Annotated in this window: 19 protein-coding genes; 14 read left to right on the plus strand and 5 right to left on the minus strand. The window is 70.9% G+C overall.

The window, feature by feature from the left end:
- Window positions 1-22 precede the first annotated feature (22 nt).
- The 13 genes from rapZ to ACIBM5_RS06630 all read left to right on the plus strand — a co-directional run bounded on the left by rapZ (window position 23) and on the right by ACIBM5_RS06630 (window position 14,773).
- Window positions 23-916 carry an RNase adapter RapZ gene (gene rapZ / locus ACIBM5_RS06570; RefSeq protein ID WP_391582553.1) on the plus strand — a complete coding sequence of 298 codons (894 nt, stop codon included), beginning with the start codon at window positions 23-25 and terminating at the stop codon, window positions 914-916.
- Complete coding sequence (gene yvcK / locus ACIBM5_RS06575; RefSeq protein ID WP_396005694.1) at window positions 913-1,878, plus strand: uridine diphosphate-N-acetylglucosamine-binding protein YvcK; 966 nt, start codon at window positions 913-915, stop codon at window positions 1,876-1,878. The genes rapZ and yvcK overlap by 4 nt, the downstream gene beginning before the upstream one ends.
- Entirely contained in the window at window positions 1,869-2,849 is a 981-nt protein-coding gene (whiA, locus tag ACIBM5_RS06580) for a DNA-binding protein WhiA (RefSeq protein ID WP_020553580.1), read from the plus strand. Before yvcK ends, whiA begins: the two co-directional genes overlap by 10 nt.
- Window positions 2,850-2,980: 131 nt before the next feature.
- On the plus strand, window positions 2,981-4,225 hold the full coding sequence (locus ACIBM5_RS06585) for a GNAT family N-acetyltransferase (RefSeq protein ID WP_396005695.1): 1,245 nt from the start codon (window positions 2,981-2,983) through the stop codon (window positions 4,223-4,225).
- Between the two features lie 179 nt (window positions 4,226-4,404).
- A complete protein-coding gene (locus tag ACIBM5_RS06590) occupies window positions 4,405-7,629 on the plus strand; it encodes a M14 family zinc carboxypeptidase (RefSeq protein WP_396005696.1) in 3,225 nt (1,074 codons plus the stop codon).
- A gap of 144 nt (window positions 7,630-7,773) precedes the next feature.
- On the plus strand, window positions 7,774-8,319 hold the full coding sequence (locus ACIBM5_RS06595; RefSeq protein WP_396005697.1) for a hypothetical protein: 546 nt from the start codon (window positions 7,774-7,776) through the stop codon (window positions 8,317-8,319).
- A gap of 198 nt (window positions 8,320-8,517) precedes the next feature.
- Complete coding sequence (gene gap, locus ACIBM5_RS06600; RefSeq protein ID WP_020553576.1) at window positions 8,518-9,522, plus strand: type I glyceraldehyde-3-phosphate dehydrogenase; 1,005 nt, start codon at window positions 8,518-8,520, stop codon at window positions 9,520-9,522.
- Window positions 9,523-9,645: 123 nt separating this feature from the next.
- Window positions 9,646-10,833: a phosphoglycerate kinase gene (locus tag ACIBM5_RS06605; RefSeq protein ID WP_396005698.1), complete on the plus strand. Its 1,188-nt coding sequence runs from the start codon at window positions 9,646-9,648 to the stop codon at window positions 10,831-10,833.
- Window positions 10,834-10,838: 5 nt separating this feature from the next.
- Window positions 10,839-11,639: a triose-phosphate isomerase gene (tpiA, locus tag ACIBM5_RS06610; RefSeq protein WP_396005700.1), complete on the plus strand. Its 801-nt coding sequence runs from the start codon at window positions 10,839-10,841 to the stop codon at window positions 11,637-11,639.
- Between the two features lie 265 nt (window positions 11,640-11,904).
- A complete protein-coding gene (locus ACIBM5_RS06615; protein WP_396005701.1) occupies window positions 11,905-13,569 on the plus strand; it encodes a hypothetical protein in 1,665 nt (554 codons plus the stop codon).
- Window positions 13,566-13,913, plus strand: coding sequence for a hypothetical protein (locus ACIBM5_RS06620; protein ID WP_396005702.1), 348 nt, complete (start codon window positions 13,566-13,568; stop codon window positions 13,911-13,913). Before ACIBM5_RS06615 ends, ACIBM5_RS06620 begins: the two co-directional genes overlap by 4 nt.
- Window positions 13,914-14,039: 126 nt before the next feature.
- Window positions 14,040-14,276 (plus strand): preprotein translocase subunit SecG, encoded by a 237-nt coding sequence (gene secG / locus ACIBM5_RS06625; protein ID WP_026218871.1) that lies wholly within the window; start codon window positions 14,040-14,042, stop codon window positions 14,274-14,276.
- A 209-nt stretch (window positions 14,277-14,485) separates the two neighbouring features.
- A complete protein-coding gene (locus ACIBM5_RS06630) occupies window positions 14,486-14,773 on the plus strand; it encodes an RNA polymerase-binding protein RbpA (RefSeq protein ID WP_020553570.1) in 288 nt (95 codons plus the stop codon).
- A 167-nt stretch (window positions 14,774-14,940) separates the two neighbouring features.
- Here ACIBM5_RS06630 and ACIBM5_RS06635 read toward each other — a convergent pair whose 3' ends face one another.
- The gene (locus ACIBM5_RS06635; protein ID WP_396005704.1) at window positions 14,941-16,302 is read right to left on the minus strand and encodes a hypothetical protein; all 1,362 of its coding nucleotides are present in this window, start codon (window positions 16,300-16,302) and stop codon (window positions 14,941-14,943) included.
- 296 nt (window positions 16,303-16,598) lie between these two features.
- On the opposite strand from ACIBM5_RS06635, the gene ACIBM5_RS06640 reads away from it, so the two are divergent.
- Window positions 16,599-17,186, plus strand: a complete 588-nt coding sequence (locus ACIBM5_RS06640; RefSeq protein WP_396005706.1) for a hypothetical protein — start codon at window positions 16,599-16,601, stop codon at window positions 17,184-17,186.
- 98 nt (window positions 17,187-17,284) lie between these two features.
- Here the strand turns inward: ACIBM5_RS06640 and pgl are convergent, their stop codons facing one another.
- The 4 genes from pgl to ACIBM5_RS06660 are packed head-to-tail and all read right to left on the minus strand — an operon-like array spanning window position 17,285 to window position 22,441.
- Window positions 17,285-18,040 carry a 6-phosphogluconolactonase gene (gene pgl / locus ACIBM5_RS06645; RefSeq protein ID WP_391582542.1) on the minus strand — a complete coding sequence of 252 codons (756 nt, stop codon included), beginning with the start codon at window positions 18,038-18,040 and terminating at the stop codon, window positions 17,285-17,287.
- Entirely contained in the window at window positions 18,037-19,209 is a 1,173-nt protein-coding gene (opcA, locus tag ACIBM5_RS06650; protein ID WP_396005707.1) for a glucose-6-phosphate dehydrogenase assembly protein OpcA, read from the minus strand. The genes pgl and opcA overlap by 4 nt, the downstream gene beginning before the upstream one ends.
- Window positions 19,206-20,762, minus strand: coding sequence for a glucose-6-phosphate dehydrogenase (gene zwf, locus ACIBM5_RS06655; RefSeq protein WP_396005708.1), 1,557 nt, complete (start codon window positions 20,760-20,762; stop codon window positions 19,206-19,208). Before zwf ends, opcA begins: the two co-directional genes overlap by 4 nt.
- Window positions 20,759-22,441 (minus strand): glucose-6-phosphate isomerase, encoded by a 1,683-nt coding sequence (locus ACIBM5_RS06660; protein ID WP_396005709.1) that lies wholly within the window; start codon window positions 22,439-22,441, stop codon window positions 20,759-20,761. The genes zwf and ACIBM5_RS06660 overlap by 4 nt, the downstream gene beginning before the upstream one ends.
- Between the last annotated feature and the right edge of the window lie 266 nt (window positions 22,442-22,707).

Here is a 22,707-nt window from a genome sequence, read left to right on the forward strand (position 1 = left end):
GCGGTACGCACCGGGGGGACGCATGAGTACCGAGGTCACGAGTACGGCGGTCGAGGGCACCCCGGAGTTGGTGATCATCTCCGGCATGTCCGGCGCCGGTCGCAGCACCGCCGCCAAGGGCATGGAGGACCTCGGCTGGTTCGTGGTGGACAACCTGCCGCCGTCGCTGATCCCCGCGATGGTCGACCTCGGCGCGCGGACCCAGGGCGCGGTCGCGCGGATAGCGGTCGTCGTCGACGTGCGCGGCCGGACCTTCTTCGACGACCTGCGCTCGGCGCTGAGCGAGCTGGACGCGGCCGGCGTGGTGCGTCGGATCGTCTTCCTGGAGGCCGCCGACGACGTCCTGGTGCGGCGCTTCGAGGGCGTGCGCCGGCCGCACCCGCTCCAGGGCGACGGGCGCATCCCGGACGGCATCGCCCGCGAGCGCGAACTGCTGCGCGAGCTGCGCGGCGAGGCCGACCTGGTGATCGACACGTCCGACATCAACGTGCACCAGTTGCGTGCGCGGATGGACGACCGGTTCGCCGGTTCCGGCGAGCCGCAGCTGCGCGCCACGGTGATGTCCTTCGGCTTCAAGTACGGCCTGCCGGTGGACGCCGACCTGGTCGTCGACTGCCGCTTCCTGCCCAATCCGCACTGGATCCCGGAGCTGCGCCCGCACACCGGCATGGACGAGGCGGTCAGCCGGTACGTGTTCGACCAGCCCGGCGCCAAGGAGTTCCTGGACCGGTACGCCGAGCTGCTGCACATCGTCACCGAGGGCTACCGTCGCGAGGGCAAGCGCTATGTGACGCTCGCGGTGGGCTGTACCGGTGGCAAGCACCGCAGTGTGGCGATGGCCGAACGGCTGGCCCGCCGGCTCACCGAGGACGGCCTGGACACCGTGCTCGTGCACCGCGACATGGGCAGGGAATGAGCGGCCCCAAGGTGGTCGCCTTGGGCGGCGGACACGGGCTCTCGGCTTCGCTGGCGGCACTGCGCAGGCTCACCGACGAACTGACGGCGATCGTCACGGTCGCCGACGACGGCGGCTCCAGCGGGCGGTTGCGCAAGGACCTGGGCGTGCTGCCGCCCGGCGATCTGCGGATGGCGCTGGCCGCGCTGTGCGGCGACGACGAGTGGGGGGTGACCTGGAGTCGGGTCATCCAGCACCGGTTCCGCCGCGAGGGCGAGCTGAACGGGCACGCGGTCGGCAACCTGCTCCTGGTCGGCCTGTGGGAACTGATGGACGATCCGATCGCGGCCCTGGACTGGATGGGTCGCCTCCTCGGCGCGCACGGGCGGGTGCTGCCGATGTCGGCGGTCCCGTTGGACATCGAGGCGGACGTGGCCGGGCACGACCCGGCCCGGCCGGACGAGATGTCCGTCGTGCGCGGGCAGGCGCAGGTCGCGGTGACGCCGGGCGACGTGCGCGGAATCCGGCTGCTGCCCAGTGATCCGCCCGCCGTGCCGGAGGCGGTCGCGGCGGTTCGTGACGCCGATTGGGTGGTTGTCGGGCCCGGTTCGTGGTTCACCTCGGTGCTGCCCCACCTGCTCGTTCCCGAGTTGGCGACCGCCCTGCTGGAGACCAAGGCCAGGCGGCTGCTCGCGCTGAATCTGGCCCCGCAGCCGGGTGAGACGGCGGGTTTCTCGCCGCAGCAGCACCTGGAGGTGCTGGCCGCCCATGCTCCCGGACTGACCTTTGACATCGTCCTCGGCGACCGCGACCGTGTGGAGGACGTACCGGGCCTGGAACGGGCCACGGCGGCGCTCGGTGGACACGTCCACCTGGCCCCCGTTTCGGCGGTCGACGGCACCGCGCGACACGACCCCGAACGGTTGGCCGCAGCCTACGGCCGGATCTTCGTCGATCGTGAAAGGATCGCTCCATGGCGATGACGGCAGCAGTGAAGGACGAGCTCAGCCGCCTCCCGGTCACCCGGTCGTGCTGTCGCAAGGCGGAGGTCTCCGCGCTCTTGCGCTTCGCGGGCGGACTGCACATCGTGGGCGGGCGAATCGTCATCGAGGCGGAGTTGGACACGGCGATGGCCGCGCGCCGCCTGCGCAAGGACATCCTGGAGGTCTACGGGCACAGCTCGGACCTGGTCGTGGTGGCCCCCGGTGGCCTGCGGCGCGGCAGTCGGTACGTGGTGCGGGTCGCGGTCGGCGGCGACCAGCTGGCCAGGCAGACCGGGTTGCTGGATGCCCGCGGGCGTCCGGTGCGGGGCCTGCCGCCGCAGGTCGTCTCCGGTGCGACGTGTGACGCGGAGGCCGCCTGGCGCGGCGCGTTCCTGGCGCACGGCTCGCTCACCGAGCCCGGCCGCTCCTCGGCGCTGGAGGTGACCTGCCCCGGTTCGGAGGCGGCTCTCGCGCTGGTCGGCGCGGCCCGTCGGCTCGGTCTGGCGGCCAAGTCGCGCGAGGTGCGCGGCGTGGACCGGGTGGTGGTCCGCGACGGCGACGCGATCGGCGCGCTGCTCACCCGGCTCGGTGCGCACGAGAGCGTGCTGGCCTGGGAGGAGCGGCGGATGCGCCGCGAGGTGCGGGCGACCGCGAACCGGCTGGCCAACTTCGACGACGCGAACCTGCGCCGCTCGGCCCGCGCGGCCGTGGCGGCGGGCGCGCGCGTGCAGCGGGCCCTGGAGATCCTCGGCGAGGAGGTCCCGGAGCACCTGGCCGCGGCCGGCAAGCTGCGGCTCGACCACAAGCAGGCGTCCCTGGAGGAATTGGGCGGGCTGGCCGAGCCGCCGCTGACCAAGGACGCGGTCGCGGGTCGGATCCGCAGGCTGCTGGCGATGGCCGACAAGCGCGCGGGCGAACTGGGCATGCCCGGCACCGATGCCGGCCTGTCGGTGGACATACTCGTGTCCTGACCGGCCCAGGGGCCGGCCTGCGCCGGCGAAAACAATTCGAAGGCGTCGAACCGTGAGACATAGGGTCTCCGGGTCGGCGCCTTCGTCCGTTGTCGGGAGAAGGCCGCGCACGCGAGGAAGGAACCACCGCAGTGGAAATCCGCACGATCGGCGAAGAAGACATCATCCCCTGGACCGCCGCCGTCGGCATCGGTTTTCTCCGGGTCCCGGACGACACCAAGGAGAACCGGGAGAAGCGGATCGAGCACTGGCGGGAGCGGGCCGACTTCGCCCGAACGCGCGGAGCCTTCGACGGCGGTCGCTGCGTCGGCACCTTCCGCAGCTTCGCCACCGGTCTGACCGTGCCCGGCGGGGCGATAGTCCCGGCGTCGGCGATCACCAACGTCACCGTCTCGCCGACGCACCGCCGGCAGGGCCTGCTCACCAAGATGATGGGCCTGGATCTGGCGGACGCGGCCGCGCGCGGCGAGTCGGTGGCCATCCTGATCGCCGCCGAGTACCGGATCTACGGCCGGTTCGGCTTCGGCGTGGCCACCGAGTACCAGAAGTTCACCCTGGACACGCTGCGCACCGACTTCGCGCCGGACGCGCCGGTCGAGGCCGGGGCCCGGATCGAGTTGGCCACCCCCGAGGAGGTGGCCGAGGTCGGGCCGCCGCTGCACGAGGAGTTCCGCCGACAGCGGGCCGGGGCGATCGAGCGCACCGCGATGTGGTGGCAGATGTACACCGGGCTGGCGCCCTCGCCGATGAGCCCGACCCCGCCGCGCTTCCACGCGGTGTACCGCGATCCGTCCGGCAAGGTCGCCGGCCTGGTCGGCTATCGCACCGACGACCACTGGGACGAGTTCGTGCCCAAGGTCACGCTGACCGTGGACTCGCTCATCGCGCTCACCCCGGCGGCCGAGATCGCGCTGTGGCGGTTCTGCGCGAACGTCGACTACGTCAACCGGGTCGAGGGTGCCGACCGCAGTCCCGACGAGTTGTTGCCGCTGCTCGTGCAGGATCCGCGGGCGATCACCACGCAGTCGCGTCGGGACTTCGTGTGGGCGCGGATCCTGGACGCGCCCGCCGCGTTCTCGGCACGCACCTACGGCGCGCGCGATCGGCTCGTGGTCGAGGTGCACGACGATCTGGGTTATGCGGCGGGACGGTTCGCGATCGACGGCGCGGCCGAGCAGGCGCGGTGTGTGCCGACCGGTGACCCCGCGGATCTGGCCCTGGACGCCTCGACGCTGGGGGCGCTGTACCTGGGTGCGGGCTCGCCGGTGCGGCTCGCGGTGACCGGCCGGATCTCCGAGCGCACACCCGGTGCGGCGGAGCGGGCCGAGGCGCTGCTGCGGACGCCGCGCGAACCGTGGTGTCCCGACTGGTTCTGATCACAATGCGGAATCTCTGCGCGTAGCGTTGACCGAATATGACCGTGCGTCAGGTCTCGTGTACCACACGGTAGTTGCCGTAGCATGCGCAACACCCGGGCGCAGGAGTCACGTTCCGTACCTTGAGGTCGTGGTTTTGCGCCGTCCCTATGCACGCCGAACCCACGACTGGGGGGTCGATGAGGCGTCATCGTTCCAGGGGCACCACCACACGAGTCCGGATCGGCACCACGGGAATCGCGGCGCTCTCACTGGCGCTCGGTCTGTTGACCGCAGCGCCGGCGAGCACCGCGGCACCCGCCGACAATCCGGTCTCGTACCCCGAAGTGACCAGCGCACCGCCGGAAGCGAAACTTCCTCCGGCGGGCGAAGCAGGTCCGCAGTCCTACACGATCACAGCCGACGCGGCACAGGTGAAGCAGATCTTCGACCTGGGCGTGGACCGGCACGAGACCCGGGCCACCAAGTCCGCCGACGGCAAGGCCCGGCTGGAGGTGATCCTGAGCGATGCCCAGGCCGCCAAGCTGCGTGCCGCCGGCATCTCCGTGGAGGCCAAGTCCCGGGCGCAGAAGCGATCGGCCGCGGCGGACGCGGGCGTCTTCCGCAAGTACAGCGGCCCCAACGGCCTCGGCGCGGAGCTGGTCCAGCTCGCCAAGGACCACCCCGACATCGCCAAGACCGTCAGCATCGGCAAGACCGTGCTCGGTCAGGACATTCTCGCGGTCAAGGTGACCAAGAACGTCCGTACCAGTGCCGACGGCTCCAAGCCCGGCGTGTTGTACATGTCCAACCAGCACGCCCGTGAGTGGATCACGCCGGAGATGACCCGCCGGCTCGTGCACCACTACGTGGAGGGCTACGGCAAGGACGACGAGGCCACCAAGCTGGTCTCGGACAACGAGCTGTGGTTCGTGGTCTCGGCCAACCCCGACGGCTACGACTGGACCTTCGAGACGGACCAGCGGTTGTGGCGCAAGAACCTGCGCGACAACAACGGCGACGGTGTGATCACCGCCGGCGACGGTGTCGACCTCAACCGCAACTTCGACTACAAGTGGGGTTACGACAACGAGGGTTCCTCGCCCGACCCGCTGAACGAGACCTACCGGGGGCCCGCGCCCTCCTCCGAGCCGGAGACCCGGGCGATCGAGGGCTTCGCCAAGCACATCAAGGCGGAGTTCGTGGTCAACTACCACTCCGCCGCGCAGCTGATCCTGTACGGCGTCGGCTCGCAGGTGGCCACGCCCAGCCCCGACGACCAGATCATGATCGCGCTCGCGGGCGACGACGCACACCCGGCGGTCCCGGACTACGACCCGGACCTGTCCGCCGAGCTGTACGTGACCAACGGTGACACCGACGGACAGATGAACGAGGCGTACAAGACGCTGTCGTTCACCCCGGAGATGTCCACGTGCGTGACGGCCGCCGGCTACCTGCCGGACGACCCGTACACGGAGGACAACTGCGGCAGCATCTTCGAATTCCCGAACGACGAGACGTTGGTCGGGATGGAGTACGCCAAGAACCGGGCCTTCGCGCTGTCGGTGGCCAAGTCGGCCAAGGACCCGGACGATCCGGTCTCCTCGGTCGGTCGCAAGGCTCCCGACCTGGTGGCCGACCGGTTCGAGCACTCCTATGCCGAGGACCACGACGATCAGACCGTCGCGGTGATCGCCAAGCGCTCGCTGACCAACCGCAAGCTCAACTACCGCGTCAACGGCGGCCCGGCCAAGACCGCGGGCGTCAAGGAGTGGAAGGGCGGCGAGCGGTACGGCGAGCAGGGCTCGGCCTACTACGCCGAATACCGGGGCGACATCAAGAACGTGCGCACCGGTGACCGGATCGAGGTGTGGTTCACCGGCGACAAGGCCGGCACCGGCAAGGTTTCCAGTGACCGCTTCACCTTCACGGTGGAGAGCGGCATCGCCGAGAAGACCGAGACGCTGGTCCTGGCCAACGAGGACTACAAGGGTGTCAACCCGACCTACCCGCCGAACACGGTCGGCCCCAAGTACGCCCAGCAGTATGTGGACGCGTTGGCGGCCAATGGCATCAAGGCGGCCGTCTACGACGTGGACAGGCTCGGCACACCGCACCACCTCGGCGTGCTCTCGCACTTCAAGGGCGTGTTCTGGTACCTCGGCGACAACCGACTGACCCAGGACGCGGCCCGGGAGGTCACCGACTTCCGCGGCCGGCCGGTGCGGGACGCGCAGGTCACCCCCGCGGTCCAGGATCTGACCGTGAACGTGCGCGACTTCCTCAACGAGGGCGGCAAGCTGGCCTACCTCGGTGAGACCGCGGGCTACTACGGTCCCCTGCGCAGCGCGGCGGGCGGCGGCATCTACTACGGCCTCAACGGCCACCCGGACCAGCCCTGCAAGGTCACCGCCGACCCGGCGGGCGACTGCCTGATCGTCTCGGACGACTTCACCCAGTACTGGCTGGGCGCGTACGACCGGTCGGCGACCAACGGCGCCACCGGGGTGGTCGGCGCGGCCGCGCCGTTCGAGGGCATCGACAAGGCGTTGCCGGGCACCGCGTCCAACCCGCTGAACGAGGCGGGCGGGTTCCTGCCCACCAGCGCGATTCTGACGCCGGACCGGTTCCCGATGTTCGACAGCCGTTCGGTGGCGACCTACTCGGGCAACACGTCCGGGCCGTACTCGCCGGCCGAGGGTTCGTGGTACATCAACGGCCTGCACTCGGACAACGCGTACAAGCGACTGACCCGCACGATCGACCTCACCGCGGTGACGGCGGCGGACGCGGCGAAGCTGACCGCGCAGTTCTCGTACGACACCGAGGCCAACTGGGACCACGCGATCGTGGAGGCGCACACGGTCGGTGCCGAGGACTGGACGACGCTGCCCGACCTCAACGGTGGCACCGGCACCGAGCCGCCGACGTCCTGTGAGGGTGGCGACTTCGTCCGGACCCACACGCAGTTGCGGCACTACCTGACGGTGACCACTCCCACGTGCCTGAACACCGGCACCACAGGCGCGTGGAACTCCTTCACCGGCAACTCGGGTGGCTGGAAGCCGGTCGCCTTCGACCTGTCCGCGTACGCGGGCAAGAAGATCGAGGTCTCGATCTCGTACGTGAGCGACGCGAACACCGGTGGCACCGGCCTGTTCGTGGACGACACCAAGGTCACCACCACGGCCGGCGTCCTGGACGCCGAGGGCTTCGAGACCGGTTTGGGCCCGTGGGCCCTGGCCGGCCCGCCGCCCGGTGACCGCTCGCTCGTCGGCTTCACGCGCAGCCAGGCCGCGTTCGGTTCGTCGGTGATCGCCACCGACGACACCATGCTCTTCGGCTTCGGCCTGGAGCAGCTGGCCACCGCTGACGACCGCAAGGTGGTCGTCGACCGGATCCTGCGGGAGCTGTACAAGTAGGCGCGCACGATCGTGACGCGCCGACGGTGAAAACCGATGGCGCGACGACGGCCCCCGGCGGAGACTCCTGCGTCGGGGGCCATTAACGTCTGTGCGCACACGCGAGTTCCGGCGTGTGCCACTTTTTTGTCGGGGGGAATCGCCTTGAGCAACAACGCACCCGGTCCCTGGGGGCCGCCGCCGAGCCAACCCGGCCCGGGGCAGTGGGGGCAACAACAGCCGGGTCCGCCCGGGCCGTTCGGCTCGGGGCCGTTCGGCGGGCCGCCGCCGCAGCCGCCGCGCCGCGTCGGCAACCCGGGTCTGGCCGTCGCGGCCGGGGTGGTGGCGATGCTGGTGGGTGCCGGTGTGTACGGCGTGATCGTCAAGTCGTTGGAGATCCAGAGCACCTGGTTCGGGGTGGGTGTCGCGGCGTTGATCGGTCTCGCGATGGGCCGGGTGGGGGGCGCCAACCCGGTACTGCCGATCGTGGCGATCGTGCTCGCGCTGGTCGGGATCATGCTGGGGCAACTCACCGCGATCACCCTGGCGGGCGCCGACGAATTGAACATCTCGGTGCTCGACGTGGTCTCCGACTTCGGCAGCGACATCATCCAGGGTTGGAAGGACGGCCTGGAGCCGTTCGACTTCCTCGTCTTCGTGTTCGGCGCCGTCGCGGCCTTCGGTATCACCAAGTCCGTCGGCGAGAAATAGCTCCGCCCGAGTTCGCCCGCCGCTCCGCTTTTACGATCATCCGTCCCGTCCTGGGCACCTTGTGCAGCAAGCCTGCGTGAAGGTGCCCGGGGCGTCACGGTAGGGTCGGACATGGCCGGGGATATCGCAGATTCCACTGACCATCTCCTCGGCCATTCACCATCAGGGCATTCGGCGTTCGACAGAGGAGATCGGTTCGTGACGATCCGGGTAGGCATCAACGGATTCGGCCGTATCGGCCGCAACTTCTTCCGCGCGGCGCTGGCCTCGGGCGCGGACTTCGAGATCGTCGGGGTCAACGACCTCACGAACATCGCGACCCTGGCCCACCTGCTGAAGTACGACAGCATCCTCGGCCGCATCGGCCAGGAGGTCACCTACACCGACGACGCGATCACCGTCGGCGACAAGACCTTCAAGGTCATCGCCGAGCGTGACCCGGCCGCGCTGCCCTGGGGCGAGCTGGGTGCGGACATCGTGATCGAGTCCACCGGCATCTTCACGGACGCCGAGAAGGCCAAGAAGCACATCGAGGCCGGCGCCAAGAAGGTCATCATCTCGGCTCCGGCCAAGAATGAGGACGTCACGATCGTGATGGGCGTCAACCACGAGAAGTACGACGCCGCCGCGCACACGATCATCTCGAACGCCTCCTGCACGACCAACTGCGTCGCGCCGATGGCCAAGGTTCTCCTGGAGAACTTCGGCCTGGTCAAGGGCATGATGACCACGGTCCACGCGTACACGAACGACCAGGTCATCCTGGACTTCCCGCACTCGGACCTGCGCCGCGCGCGGGCCGCCGCGACCAACATCATCCCGACCTCGACGGGTGCCGCCAAGGCGACCGCGCTGGTCATCCCCGAGCTCAAGGGCAAGCTGGACGGCATCGCCATGCGCGTCCCGGTCCCCACCGGCTCGGTCACCGACCTGGTCGTCGAGCTGGAGCGCGAGGTGACCCGCGACGAGGTCAACGCCGCCTTCCAGAAGGCCGCCGAGGGCTCGCTCAAGGGCTACCTGACCTACACCGAGGACCCGATCGTCTCCTCGGACATCGTCACCGACCCGTCCTCGTGCACCTTCGACTCGGGCCTGACCATGGCCCAGGGCAAGCAGGTCAAGGTCGTCGGCTGGTACGACAACGAGTGGGGCTACAGCAACCGTCTGGTCGACCTGGTCGGCTACATCGGTGGTCAGCTCTGACGGTGCGGCACAACGCACCGATGGACAACGCTTGACGATGCGGGCCCGGGTGACACGCCGTCACCCGGGCCCGTTTCTCGGCTACCCCCACCCGTTTCTTCGACATCCGAGGACGAGTCGAACTTGAAGACCATCGACGACATCGAGGTATCCGGTAAGCGCGTCCTGGTACGCGCCGACCTCAACGTCCCGCTCGACGGCGGGCGCATCACCGACGACGGCCGGATCCGGGCGAGCGTGCCGACCATCGAGGCCCTGGTCGCCCGCGGCGCCAAGGTGATCGTGTGCTCGCACCTGGGCCGGCCCAAGGGCGCTCCCGAGCCGCAGTTCTCGCTCGCGCCGGTTGCCGCGCGACTGGGCGAACTGCTGGGCGCCGACGTGGCGTTCGCGACCGACACGGTCGGCGACAGTGCCCGGGAAACGGTCGGCGGGCTCGCCGACGGCCGGGTCGCGCTGCTGGAGAACCTGCGCTTCAACCCGGGCGAGACGGCCAAGGACGACACCGAGCGCGGCGCGTTCGCGGACCGCCTCGCCGAGCTCGCCGAGGTGTACGTGGGCGACGGCTTCGGCGCGGTGCACCGCAAGCACGCGTCGGTCTACGACGTGCCGGCCCGGCTGCCGCACGCGGTCGGCGGCCTGATCGCCACCGAGCTGGACGTGCTCAAGCGGCTCACCGAGGACGTGCAGCGTCCGTACGCGGTGATCCTGGGCGGGTCGAAGGTGTCCGACAAGCTCGGCGTCATCGACAGCCTGCTCGACAAGGCCGACCGGATCCTGGTCGGCGGCGGCATGGTGTTCACCTTCCTGGCCGCGCAGGGCCACGAGGTGGGCAAGTCGCTGCTGGAGAAGGACCAGCTCGACCGGGTCCGCGAGTACCTGGCCCGGGCCGAGGCGCGCGGCGTGGAGTTCGTGCTGCCGGTCGACGTGATCGCGGCCACCGCGTTCGCCGCCGACGCGGACCACGCGGTGGTCTCCACCGACGCGATCCCGGCCGACCGGCTCGGCCTGGACATCGGCCCGGCGTCCGGCGAACTGTTCGCGGACAAGCTCGCCGACGCCCAAACGGTCTTCTGGAACGGCCCGATGGGCGTGTTCGAGATGGAGCCGTACAGCCACGGCACCCGCGCGGTGGCGCAGGGCCTGATCGACTCCGACGCGTTCACCGTGGTCGGCGGCGGCGACTCGGCCGCGGCGGTGCGCACGCTCGGCTTCGACGAGAACGCCTTCGGTCACATCTCGACTGGCGGCGGCGCGAGCCTGGAGTACCTCGAAGGCAAGTCCCTGCCCGGTCTCGAAGCCCTGGAGGGCTGATCCCGATGTCTGCGCTCAACAACGGCACCGGCCGCATCCCGCTGATGGCGGGCAACTGGAAGATGAACCTCAACCACCTCGAGGCCATCTCCCTGGTGCAAAAGCTCGCGTTCACCCTGAACGACAAGGACTTCGACCGGGTCGAGGTCGCGGTGCTGCCGCCGTTCACCGATCTGCGCTCGGTGCAGACCATGGTCGACGCGGACAAGCTCCGCTTCAGCTACGGCGCGCAGGACATCTCGCAGCACGCGGGCGGCGCCTACACCGGCGAGATCGCCGGGTCCATGCTCGCCAAGCTGAACTGCACCTATGCGCTGGTCGGCCACTCCGAGCGGCGGCAGTACCACGCCGAGGACGACACCGTGGTGAACGCGAAGGCGCACGCCGCCTATCGCAGCGGCCTGGTCCCGATCGTGTGCGTCGGCGAGGGCCTGGACGTGCGCAAGGCGGGCCGGCACGTGGCCCACACGCTCGCGCAGGTCGAGGGCGCGCTCAAGGGCATCACGGCCGAGCAGGCCGAGTCCGTGGTGATCGCGTACGAGCCGGTCTGGGCGATCGGCACCGGCGAGGTGGCCACGCCGGAGAACGCGCAGGAGGTGTGCTCGGCGATCCGGGCCAAGCTCGCCGAGCTGTACTCGCCGGAACTCGCGGACCGGGTGCGGGTGTTGTACGGCGGTTCGATGAAGCCCGGCAACGTGGCGGGGCTGATGGCGCAGCCGGACGTGGACGGCGGACTGGTCGGCGGTGCCTGCCTGGCCGCCGAGGAGTTCGCGCAGATCGTCCGCTACCACGAGAAGAAGGCCTGACGGTCGCGGTCGTCCGGTCGGGACGTGTGCCGAGGGCCCGGAGCGGGATGCCGCTCCGGGCCCTCGGCATGTCCGGGCCGGTCCTGTGCCCCGGCGTGCCGGCCGGAATCACTCGTTCCTCATAAACCCGTCGCAACTATTTCCATTCCGCTTGCCGCTCCCGTAACGGGTGACTGACCATAAGTCATCGCCAAGTGGCCGGTAGTCGCCCCTACAGGGTGGTTCGGCCGGTCGACCCCAGGGGGTCCGGGTGTCATTTCCAGACATGTCCACAACCGGGGATACCGGTGCCACGCGGTATCTGTGCACGGGCGCGGAGATCGACGAGCGGTTCGCCGCGCGGGTGATCGAGGAACTGTGGGAGAACGCGCACCGCGATCGGGCGCCTTCCTACGGGTACAACGAACAGGCGGTCCTGGAGCATGCGTTGGCCGCACGAAGGCGGCGCATCCTGCGCGACGTGATCGCGTTCCTGGTGCCGGCGGTGATGTTCCTGATCGGCTTCGGCTTCGCACCCGGGTTGTTCTGGCTCGCGATCGTGGTCTTCGTCGGGCTGCTGACGGTGCGGGCCGGGGTTGCCGGCGGGGGCGGCGTGCGCGACTTCCGGACCCGGGCGGCGGCGCAGGTGTCCTGGGTGGCGGCGCTGCTGTTCGGGCTGATGTTGTACGTGGCGGGCGGGGACACCGGCTTCCCGGGAGGCGAGACCCTGGCGGTGACCGTGCTGCCGACCTACGCGGTCGTGGTCTTCGTGGTGTGGATCGAGCGCATGCAGCAGCGGGCCATCGTGGTCTCGGATCTGGGACCGGGGCGGACCCGGGTGCCGACCGGGCCACCGGCGGACGGGACCGGAGACCCCTGGCCGGGGGGATTGCAGAGTGCGTGGGCGGAGGTGCCGCCGCCGCGACCGACGCATGCGCCGGCCGTCCCGGAGGGGGTGTTCCCGCCCACGGTCCCGATTCCGTCCAGCGTGCGCTACAGCGGCTACCTGCCGTTCGTGGGCGCCGGCGAACTGGTGGAGAGCTGGACCTTCCCGGTCGAGCTGCGCGGGGCCGAGCCGTCCGTGCTGGACGCGCCGCGCGTGGGCAAGCAGCCGAAGAACGGGTTCACCCCGTTCACGGTCGACGAGCTCACCGGTGCGATCTGCTCGTCGTTCGAGGAACTGGCCCGGTCCGAGGAGGGCCGGCACCGGTTGGCCGGGTTGAGCGTACAGATGCACGAGTTCAGCAGCGGGGTGAGCGGGGGCCCGGTGCCGCCGCCGGCCGAGGCCACCCGGCGCTACCTGTGCGTGCGGGTGGGCACGTGGTCGCAGGAGGTGGTGGTGTCGGTGCTGATCCGCTTCACGATGGACGGCCGACTGCTGTACACCGAATTGCACGAGCTGGTGCTGCCGCCGATCCGACCCGAGTTCCACGTGGCGGACGAGTGGCTGCACACCGCGGACGCGGCGACGTTGTGGGGCGCGTTCGGCCGCTCGCTGCTGGAGGCGCCGGGGCTGATGATCTCCTCGGCCGGTCGACTGATGCGGGTGTGGGCGTCGTGGTGGCGCCGGGCGGGCAATCTGCGCGCGGCGGAGGAGCGCGCGGTGCGCAACCTCCCGGTGGACCGGGGGGCCCGGGCGTCGGTGCGCGAGCTGGGCGCGTCGGCGAACTACGCCACGTTCTTCCAGAACTCGGACGCGGAGAAGTACCTCAAGCTGATCGAGCGCAAGTTCACCGTCTTCGTGCTGGACTTCCTCCAGCGCCGGAACGTGGACGTGACCGAGTACCGCCAACGCAACGAACTGGTCCTGAACAACGGGATCATCCAGAACGTCGCCGGCGACCTGAACAACAGCGGTGCGATCGTCGCCGGCCGAGGCATCCAGGCGTCCGTGCGGGGTTCCGGCGGAGCCGGATCGGGCGCACGATCGACAGCGGGAGGTACATCGTGAACACCGCCGCATCGAACACCGACGAACCGGACGAGAGCGAGCCGCGCGGGAACGACGGGATCAGCCTGTCCGGCGGCCCGGTGAGCAACACCGGCGCGATCGTCGCGGGGGGCGACAACAAGGTGGGCGTTCGTCGTACGGGAACGGCCCGGGCGCCCCGGAGCGCGGGCCCCGGGCATCCGCTGACCAGCACGGGTGCGCTCGTCGGCGGCAGCGGCCACGAGGTGGACGTCGAGGACACCGGAGACGTGGAGCCGGCCGGCGCGGAGCCCGTCGACGAACCGGCCGAGGGGCCTCGTGGGCACGCGCCGGAGGGGGAGCGGCCCGAGCCGGGTGGGCCGTAATAGTATGATCCGCCGGATTAGCCGAAGGGCCGTACGGCTCCCACTTGCGGGGCGCGGCAGCGTACTCTGTCCGATGGCTGGGAATCCCCGGCCCCCGCGTTCCGCCAGAAGGAGTTGGGCCCGGCCGTGGTCACCGGTTTCTCGATCGCCCTGATCGTCTTCAGCCTGCTCATGGTGCTGTTGGTGCTGCTGCACAAGGGCAAGGGCGGCGGCCTGTCCGACCTGTTCGGCGGCGGCATGTCCTCCTCGCTCGGCGGTTCGTCCGTCGTCGAGAAGAACCTCGACCGCATGACCATCATCGTCGGTGTGTGCTGGTTCGTGACGATCGTCGTACTCGGTCTGCTGCTCAAGAACACGTACTGACAGCGCCGGTTCGGCCGCTGTTTCCACCCGCGCGGTGGCCTTTCTGACGGACTGTCGGAAAAGGCCCACCGCTCGGTTCAACCTTGCGCGAGGCGCACGTACACTGGACGCCAAGCCGCGCAACGGGGGCGCGACCTCAAGGACCAAGGGGAGTTTTTACCGTGGCAAGTGGCAACGCCATCCGTGGGAGTCGGGTCGGCGCCGGCCCGATGGGGGAAGCAGAGCGCGGCGAAGCAGCCCCACGTCTCCGTATTTCTTTCTGGTGCGCGAACAAGCACGAGACGCAGCCGAGCTTCGCGACCGACGCTCAGGTCCCCGAGACGTGGGACTGCCCCCGTTGCGGCCTGCCCGCCGGGCAGGACCAGCACAACCCGCCGGACGCCCCGCGTACCGAGCCCTACAAGACGCACCTCGCCTACGTGCGTGAGCGTCGCAGCGATGCCGACGGCGAGGCGATCCTCGCCGAGGCGCTGGCGAAGCTGCGCGGCGAGCTCTGAGTTCGCGAGTGCGTCCGTGAGTCTGTGAGTTTCGACCCACACGTGCGGCCGTGTGCCGCGATGGAAAGAGCCGTCGGGAGCCTCGACACACCCTCGGGTGTGTCGTCGCTTCCGGCGGCTCTTTCGTCGTGTGCCGGTACGCGCCGCCCCGGGCCCGCCACGCGTCGTCAGTCGCGGGCGGGCAGTGCCTCCTGGGGTTCGGGGCGGTGCACCTGCCGACGGTTGGCCTGCTGGGGGAGCGGGCGTTGGCCGCGTTCGATCCAGGCGGGCAGTTCCTCGCCGGTGGCCGCGATCCAGCGGCTGCGGACCGCGTCCGGGTCGGCGCGATGCGCCCGGACCAGGGTGTCCCCGGCCAGGTCGGAGACCCGGTCCAGGTTCAGCGCGGTGCCCACGCCCAGCGCCGCGGCCAGCGGCGGGACCGCGTCGGCGGGACGGCCCGCGGCGACCAGGACGATGCCGTACAGCGCGTAGGTGACCGGGACTTCGGGACGACGGGCCAACACCGGGTCGGCCCGCACCCGTCTCGCCCGCAGGCGGACCGCCTCCTCCAACGCGTCCACCGCCTCGTCGTGCGCACCGCCGGCGCTGTGCAACAGGCCCAGGCTCTGCAGCGACGCGGCGAGTTCGTCCTCACGACGGCCGGCGGGCGCGTGTTCCGCGCTCGCGTAGCCGCGGCGGACCTCGACCGCCTCGCCGGCCAGCGCGATCGCCTCGGGACCTCGGCCCAGGCGGGCGAGCAGGGTCGCGTGCCGAAGCAGTACGGCGGCCTGATGGGCCTGCGGCGGGCCGATCCCGAGCAGGCGCTCGGCCTCGGTGAAGGCGGCGAGGGCGGCGTCGCCGGCTCCGGTGGCGGCCAGCCGGCCGGCGAGTTCGTCCAGGGACAGGGCGAGTTCGGCGCGATGTCGCTCGGGCGCCTGGGCGGCGAGCGTACGAAACACCTGTACCGACTCGCGCAGTGCGCTCAGCGCGGCCGACTCGTCGCCGTGGTCGCCGAGCCGGGCGCCGAGTTCGCGCAGCGCCACGGCGAGCAGCGGGCGGTGCGCGCGATGGTCGAGCGCGGCCAGCCTGCGTGCGTGTTCGGCGGCGCTCGCGGCGACCTTGACCGCGTCCTCGGCCCGACCGTCCGCCGCCAGCACGGCCGCGAACGCGCGCAACCCGCCGACCAGCGCGGGTCCGTGCCGGCGATGGTCCTTCGCGGCCAGCGCGCCCAGCATGCGGACCGCGGCGCGGGCGGGCGCCGCCGCATCCGCGTGCCGGCCGGCCCGAGTCAGTTGTTGTGCCTTCTCGGTGAGCATCCGCGCCCGGGTGGCCTCGGCGTCGTCGGACTCGGCCGGTGGGCCGGCGCTTCCCGGCGGATTCGATTCCGGTTCGGCCGGATTGTGTCCGTCCCGGCGAGCGAATTCGGCGAAGGACGGCGCGGCGGGCGGGGGTTCGGGCGTGGCTCGGCCCGGACACGGCGATTCCTGCTCGCGCCGGTGCCGGTATTCCTCCAGGTGACGCTCATGGCGCCGCAGCCATCCGAACCGCACGGGTCCCACCTCGCCTCTGGTCCCGAAGACCTCCGCGTGACGCTATCGCGCGCGGGCCGCCGACGGGGCCGAACGGGTACGGATCCGGCCACGGCCGGCGGGTCCGTTCGGTGAGGGGATATCCACCGAGCGCGATTTTGCCCGAACCGTTGTAGATCTTGGGGTTGCCTTCACCTTACGCGTGTTGGTTTCGCGTCGGCACGATCCCAAGATCGCTAATGTGTGCGAGTTCCATCGAAGTACGGGCGTTTCGCGCCCGGCGCACAGGGGGTTCGATGTATCCGAGGACTCGCAGGATGTTGGGCGGGATCGCCGCCGCGACAGTCGCCGCGCTCACGCTGGTCGCGTGCAACGCGGACGACAAGGACAAGAAGGACACGCCGAAGGCGGCCGACACGCCGGTCGTCACGGCACCGGTCGTGGCACCGGCGTCGGGCGGCGGTCCCACCGCTTCCGGCCCGGCGGGCACCCGGGCACCGAAGTCGGCCAAGCCGTCGGCCGGCGGCGGGTCGGCCGAACCCGGTGGCGACTGTGCGCCGTACACGCCCAAGCCCGGCCACAAGGTCGTGCAACCGATCAAGCGGCCCACCAAGGACTCGCTGTACTACAAGAACACCAAGTTCGTCTGTGACCCCAACGACGGCCACTTCGAGGCGATCGGCGCCGAGCAGACGCCGCTGCTGTTCGCACCCAAGGCCACCGGCACCCTGGCCGGCCCGCCACCGAAGAAGGCGGAGTCCCTCGGCCAGGTCTGGGACCACATCGACAAGTGCCTGACCCACCAGGACGACGGCGCGAACACGTGCTCCGCCTTCGGCGTGTACGACATCACCCTGAACGCGGCGAACGAGATCACCGACATCAGGGAGATCTGGCACTCCTGATCAGCCGGAACCACCGACCTCGGCCGGCCCCTCCCACGAGGGGAGGGGCCGGCCCGGCGGCATGCGGGAAGAGGAACCGTCGACCGCGGGGTGCCGATTCAGTTCGGTAGTTTCGACGCCGCCGCTCGATCGAGCAGCCACAGCGTGGCGCCCGTGCCGTAGGCGCCGGCCGCCGGGGTCTTCGTCGCGTCGGACGAAGCCCGGGCCGTCGCGACCGCGTCGGCCTTGTCCTCGCCCGCGGCGAGCAACCACACCTCGTGCGCCGCTCGGATCGCCGGGAAGGTCAGGGTGATCCGGGTCGGCGGGGGCTTGGGGGCCTCCCGTACGGCGACCACCGTGCGGGTCGACTCCGCCGTGGCGGCGAAGCCCGGGAAGAGCGACGCCACGTGCGTGTCGGGGCCGACCCCGAACATGGCCAGCGTGAAGGCCGGCACGGCCGCGCCGTCCGATGCGGCGGCAGCCAGCTCCGCCGCATAGCGCCGCGCCGCCGCGTCCACGTCGTCGCCGTCCGGACCGTCACTGGCCGGCATCGCGTGCACCAGTTCGGGCAGCACCGGGACCGTGTCGAGCAGCGCCTCGCGCGCCTGCGTCTCGTTGCGGTCGGGGTGACCCGCCGGCAGGAAGCGCTCGTCGCCCCACCAGATGTGCAGCCGGTCGAAATCGATCGCGCCCAGTGTGGGCGTGAGCGACAACTCGTGCAGCAGCGCGTTGCCGTTGCGGCCACCGGTCAGCACGATGTGCGCCACGTCGAACTCGGCCTGCGCGTCCGCGACCCGCTGGATCAGCCCGGTCGCGGCCGCCTTGGCCATCAGCGCCGTGTCGGCGTGCACCCGGACCGGGCCGTGAGCGCTCACGCGCCGTCGCCCTTCTTCTTCCGGGCGGCCCGCGGCGCCGCGGGCTTTGCCGCGGCGGCCTTGCCCTCGCTCTTGTCGACCGCCTTGCGGGTCGCGACCCGCTTGCCGGCCGCCGCACCGGACGTGCGCTTGAGCGGCGGAGCCGTACCGACCTCCTTGGTCGCCCGGCGCAGCGGCGCCTCGCCCTCCTCGACCCGCTCCACGTCCCGCACCGGCGTCTGGGACACCGGCGACTCGGTGAACGAGGCCGCGGAAGGCACCCGCGCCGCCTCCAACGCGGCTCGGGCCAGCGTCGCCGCGTACACGTCGTCCGGGTCCAGCCGGCGCAGTTCCTCGGCGACCAGGTCGGAGGCCTCGCGGCGCTTGAGCGCGACCACGCGGTCCGGCTGGCCGGGCGAGGACAGCGACGCCATCATCCCGTCCGGGCGGTCGATCACGATCTCGCCGTCCTCGGTCACCAGCGTCACCGAGGTGATCCCGGGGCCACCGGTCTCCACTCGCTCCACATCGACCTCGAGCCGGTCGGTGAGCCACAGCGCGAGCAGTTCCGCACTCGGGTTGCCCGCCTTCGCGCCGACCTTCGCGCCCAGGATCCGGCTGTACTTCTGGTCCAGCGCCGCGGCCAGCAGACTGCGCCACGGCGTGGTCCGGGTCCAGGCCAGGTCGGTGTCGCCCGGCGTGTACGCGCTCGCCCGCAGCCGCAGCACATCGGCCCGGCGCGGCGGCGCGGCGGCGTCGGTCACCCGACGGGTGGCCAGCGCGCCCAGCAGATCCTTGCTGGGCACCTCCGGCGCCCGCCCGGGCCACCACACCACGACCGGCGCGTCCGGTAGCAGCAGCGGCAGCACGACCGACTCGGCGTGATCGGCCAACTCGCCGTGCATGCGCAGCAGTACGGTCTCGCCCACGCCCGAGTCGCCGACCCGGACCTCGGCGTCCAGGCGCGGAGCGATCTCCTGGCCGGGGCGGCCGATCACCACCAGGATCCGCGACGGGTGCTCGCGGGCCGCCTCGCCCGCGGCCTTCATCGCGTCGTACTGGTTGGCCTCGTCGGTGACGATGACCAGGGTGAGCACCATGCCCAGGGTGGGGCTGCCCATCCCGCGGCGGGCCTCCACCAGTGCGGCATTGATCTTGCTCGACTTGGTGTCCGTCAGATCGATCATCATGGGCGGCGCCAGCTCCGTCCGTCACGTGCGAGCATCTCGTCGGCCGCGTCGGGACCCCAGGTCCCGGACACGTAGGGCTCGGGCTTGCCGTGCTGCGCCCAGTGTTCCTCGATCGGGTCGAGGATCTTCCAGGACAGCTCGACCTCCTCGTGCCGCGGGAACAGCGGCGCGTCGCCGAGCAGGACGTCGAGCAGCAGTCGCTCGTACGCCTCCGGGCTCGACTCGGTGAACGACTCGCCGTACGCGAAGTCCATGTTCACGTCGCGCACCTCCATCGCGGTGCCCGGCACCTTGGAGCCGAACCGCACCGTCATGCCCTCGTCCGGCTGCACCCGGATGACCAGGGCGTTCTGCCCCAGCTCCTCGGTCGCGGTGGCGTCGAAGGGCAGGTGCGGCGCGCGCTGGAAGACCACCGCGATCTCGGTGACCCGGCGGCCGAGCCGCTTGCCCGCGCGCAGGTAGAACGGCACGCCCGCCCAGCGGCGGTTGGCGATCTCCAGCTTGATCGCGGCGTAGGTGTCGGTGCGCGAGTCCGGCGGGATGCCGTCCTCTTCGAGGTAGCCCTTGGCCAGTTCGCCGCCTTGCCAGCCGCGGGTGTACTGGGCCCGGACGGTGCCGCGGGACAGGTCGTCGGGCAGCTTGACCGAGCTGAGCACCTTGAGCTTCTCGGCGACCAGCGAGTCGGCGTCGAAGGACACCGGCTCCTCCATCGCGGTCAGCGCGAGCAGTTGGAGCAGGTGGTTCTGGATCACGTCGCGCGCGGCGCCGATGCCGTCGTAGTACCCGGCCCGGCCGCCGATGCCGATGTCCTCGGCCATGGTGATCTGGATGTGGTCCACGTAGGACCGGTTCCACAGCGGCTCGAACATGGTGTTGGCGAAGCGCAACGCCATGATGTTCTGGACGGTTTCCTTGCCCAGGTAGTGGTCGATCCGGAAGACCGCCTCGGGCGGGAAGACCTCGTCGACGACCTTGTTCAGCTCGCGCGCGCTCTTGAGGTCGTGCCCGAACGGCTTCTCGATCACCACGCGGCGCCAGGAGTCGGCCTTGGGGTCGGCGAGCCCGTGCTCCTTGAGCTGGCGAACCACCTCGGGGAAAGCCTTCGGCGGCACCGACAGGTAGAAGGCGTGGTTGCCCTGGGTGCCCTGCTGCTCGTCCAGCTCGTCGATCGTCTGGCGCAGCTGGTCGAACGCCTTGCCGTCGTCGAACTCGCCCTGGACGAACCGGAATCCCTCGGACAGCTGCTGCCAGACCTCTTCCCGGAAGGGGGTCCGGGCGTGTTCCTTGACCGCCTCGTAGACGACCTGGGCGAAGTCCTGGTTCTCCCAGTCGCGCCGGGCGAACCCGGTCAGCGCGAAGCCCGGCGGCAGCAGGCCGCGGTTGGCCAGGTCGTAGATCGCCGGCATCAGCTTCTTGCGGGACAGGTCGCCGGTGACGCCGAAGATGACCAGGCCGGAGGGGCCGGCGATGCGCGGGAGCCGGCGGTCCTGCGGGTCGCGCAGCGGGTTCTCCGGCCACACCGCCGGCTTGGACTTGGGGGCCTTGGGGCTCATCGAGCCGCTCCGTTTGCGAGGGCGCGGGCGGCGTCGAGCAGCTGCCCGAGTCCGGCCGCGCGGTCGGTCAGGTGCAGGCGCAGCACCGGGCGCTCGCGCGAGGTGATCGCGCCGAGGTCGCCGAGCGCCTGGGCCAGTTGCAGGCGGCCGAAGCTGTAGGGCTTGCCGGGCACGTCCAGGTCCTCGGCGTTGGCGCCGGTGATCTGGAGGAACACGCCGACCGCGGGCCCGCCCTTGTGGAACTGGCCGGTGGAGTGCAGGAATCGCGGCGCCCAGCCGAAGGTGACCTGCTCGCCGCCCTGTGCCTCGGCCAGCAGCGGGCGCACCTTGGGCGCGTCGGTGTCGCCGAGCCGGTCCAGGTAGGCCATCACCGCGACATAGCCGTTGTCCGGCACCGTCGCGAGCAGCGCGCGCAGCGCACCGGTGAGGTCGCTCGCCCCGTCCAGGAGCGCGGCGTCGCCGTGCACCTCGACCGCACCGTCGACGAACGCGGGTGTGCCCACGGGCAGCGGGCCGTCGTCGCCCGCCTTGGTCAGCAGAGCGCCGGTGTTGTCCTTGGACTCCTGCACGTTCGGCTGGTCGAACGGGTCGATGCCGATCACCCGGCCGGCAACCGCCGTCGCGTACTCCCACAGCAGCAACTGCGCGCCCAACGGGCCGGACACGCGCAGGTCGGCCTCGGGCCGGTCGATGTCCTCGTCACCGATCACGGTACGCACCGCGTCGGCGCCCACCGCGTGGTCGAAGCCGGGCGCGTCCACGCCCTCGACCACGACCGGCAGGATGCCACGACCCTGCTTGCCGGTGGACTCGGCGATCAACTGCTCGGCCCAGTCGCCGAAACCGACGATGTCGCCGGTGTCGGCGAGCACGAGCTTGTCCCGGCCGTGGTTGGCCGCGGCGCCGAGCACCGCGCCCAGCAGCAGGCCCGGGTTGTCCCGGTCGCCGGCGAGCGTGGGGGCGAGCGCGGCGGCGTCGTCGAGGAGTTGCTCGACGTCCACGCCGGCCAGCGCGCTGGGAACCAGGCCGAACGCGGTCAGCGCCGAGTAGCGACCGCCGACGTTGGGGTCGGCGAGCACGATCGTGTAGCCGGCGTTGCGCGCGGTGTTCTCCAGCGGCGAGCCCGGGTCGGTGACGACCACGATCCGGCCGGCCAACTGGTCGTTGGTGAGGCCCTCGTCGAGGAAGGCCTGTTCGAACGCGCGGCGGTGGCTGTCGGTCTCCACGGTGCCGCCGCTCTTGCTGGAGACGACCACGACGGTGCGCTCCAGGTCCTCGCCGAGCGCGCGGCGGACCTGGGCGGGGTCGGTGGTGTCCAGCACGGTGAGCTTCTTGCCGTAGGTGGCGGTGATCACCTCGGGCGCCAGCGACGAGCCACCCATGCCGGCCAGGACCACGTGGTCCAGACCCTCGGCGCTCAAGCGCTCGCGCAGTTCGGCGAGTTGCGGCAGCAACGCCCGCGAGGAGGCGGGCAGATCCACCCAACCCAGGCGGATCGCGGCCAGCGATTCGGCCTCCGGACCCCACAGCGTGGCGTCCGAGGCGACCAGGCGCGCGGGCACCTTGTCCACGACGCAGGCGGTGATGACTTCGGCGACTGCGGCGGCGTGCGATAGGTCACCGGAAACGGTGACGTCCACGCCGCCGGCGGTCACGCGTTCGTCGTTTGCGTGTACCACGGGCGGTCAGCCCTCCTATTAATGGGGTGGGAGTGTGCTGAAATCATGCCCTGATTGCGTGGAGTATCCGTCCTGTCGCCGCCGAACGGGTCACGTTCGGCGGCGACGGGACGAAGGGGTGCTGCGCCGGTCGGCGAGGGAGGCCGACCGGGTCCTGCGGTCCTGCGGTCCGCGCGGCCACGACTGCGACCACACGGCCTGCGATCCATGCGGTCCGCGGCCGCGGAACGGCCTGCGGTCGTGGCGCGGGTCGTTCGTCGGTCCGG

It is taken from the genome of Embleya sp. NPDC050493, from assembly GCF_044458105.1.
GTDB lineage: Bacteria > Actinomycetota > Actinomycetes > Streptomycetales > Streptomycetaceae > Embleya.

Excerpts from the sequence above, each read along its gene's own strand:
- ACIBM5_RS06630 (WP_020553570.1), top strand. The coding sequence starts at position 14,486 with ATGGGGGAAGCAGAGCGCGGCGAAGCAGCCCCACGTCTCCGTATTTCT.
- opcA (WP_396005707.1), bottom strand. The coding sequence starts at position 19,209 with ATGATGATCGATCTGACGGACACCAAGTCGAGCAAGATCAATGCCGCA.
- whiA (WP_020553580.1), top strand. The coding sequence starts at position 1,869 with ATGGCGATGACGGCAGCAGTGAAGGACGAGCTCAGCCGCCTCCCGGTC.
- ACIBM5_RS06590 (WP_396005696.1), top strand. The coding sequence starts at position 4,405 with ATGAGGCGTCATCGTTCCAGGGGCACCACCACACGAGTCCGGATCGGC.
- ACIBM5_RS06615 (WP_396005701.1), top strand. The coding sequence starts at position 11,905 with ATGTCCACAACCGGGGATACCGGTGCCACGCGGTATCTGTGCACGGGC.
- rapZ (WP_391582553.1), top strand. The coding sequence starts at position 23 with ATGAGTACCGAGGTCACGAGTACGGCGGTCGAGGGCACCCCGGAGTTG.
- ACIBM5_RS06640 (WP_396005706.1), top strand. The coding sequence starts at position 16,599 with ATGTTGGGCGGGATCGCCGCCGCGACAGTCGCCGCGCTCACGCTGGTC.
- zwf (WP_396005708.1), bottom strand. The coding sequence starts at position 20,762 with ATGAGCCCCAAGGCCCCCAAGTCCAAGCCGGCGGTGTGGCCGGAGAAC.
- tpiA (WP_396005700.1), top strand. The coding sequence starts at position 10,839 with ATGTCTGCGCTCAACAACGGCACCGGCCGCATCCCGCTGATGGCGGGC.
- yvcK (WP_396005694.1), top strand. The coding sequence starts at position 913 with ATGAGCGGCCCCAAGGTGGTCGCCTTGGGCGGCGGACACGGGCTCTCG.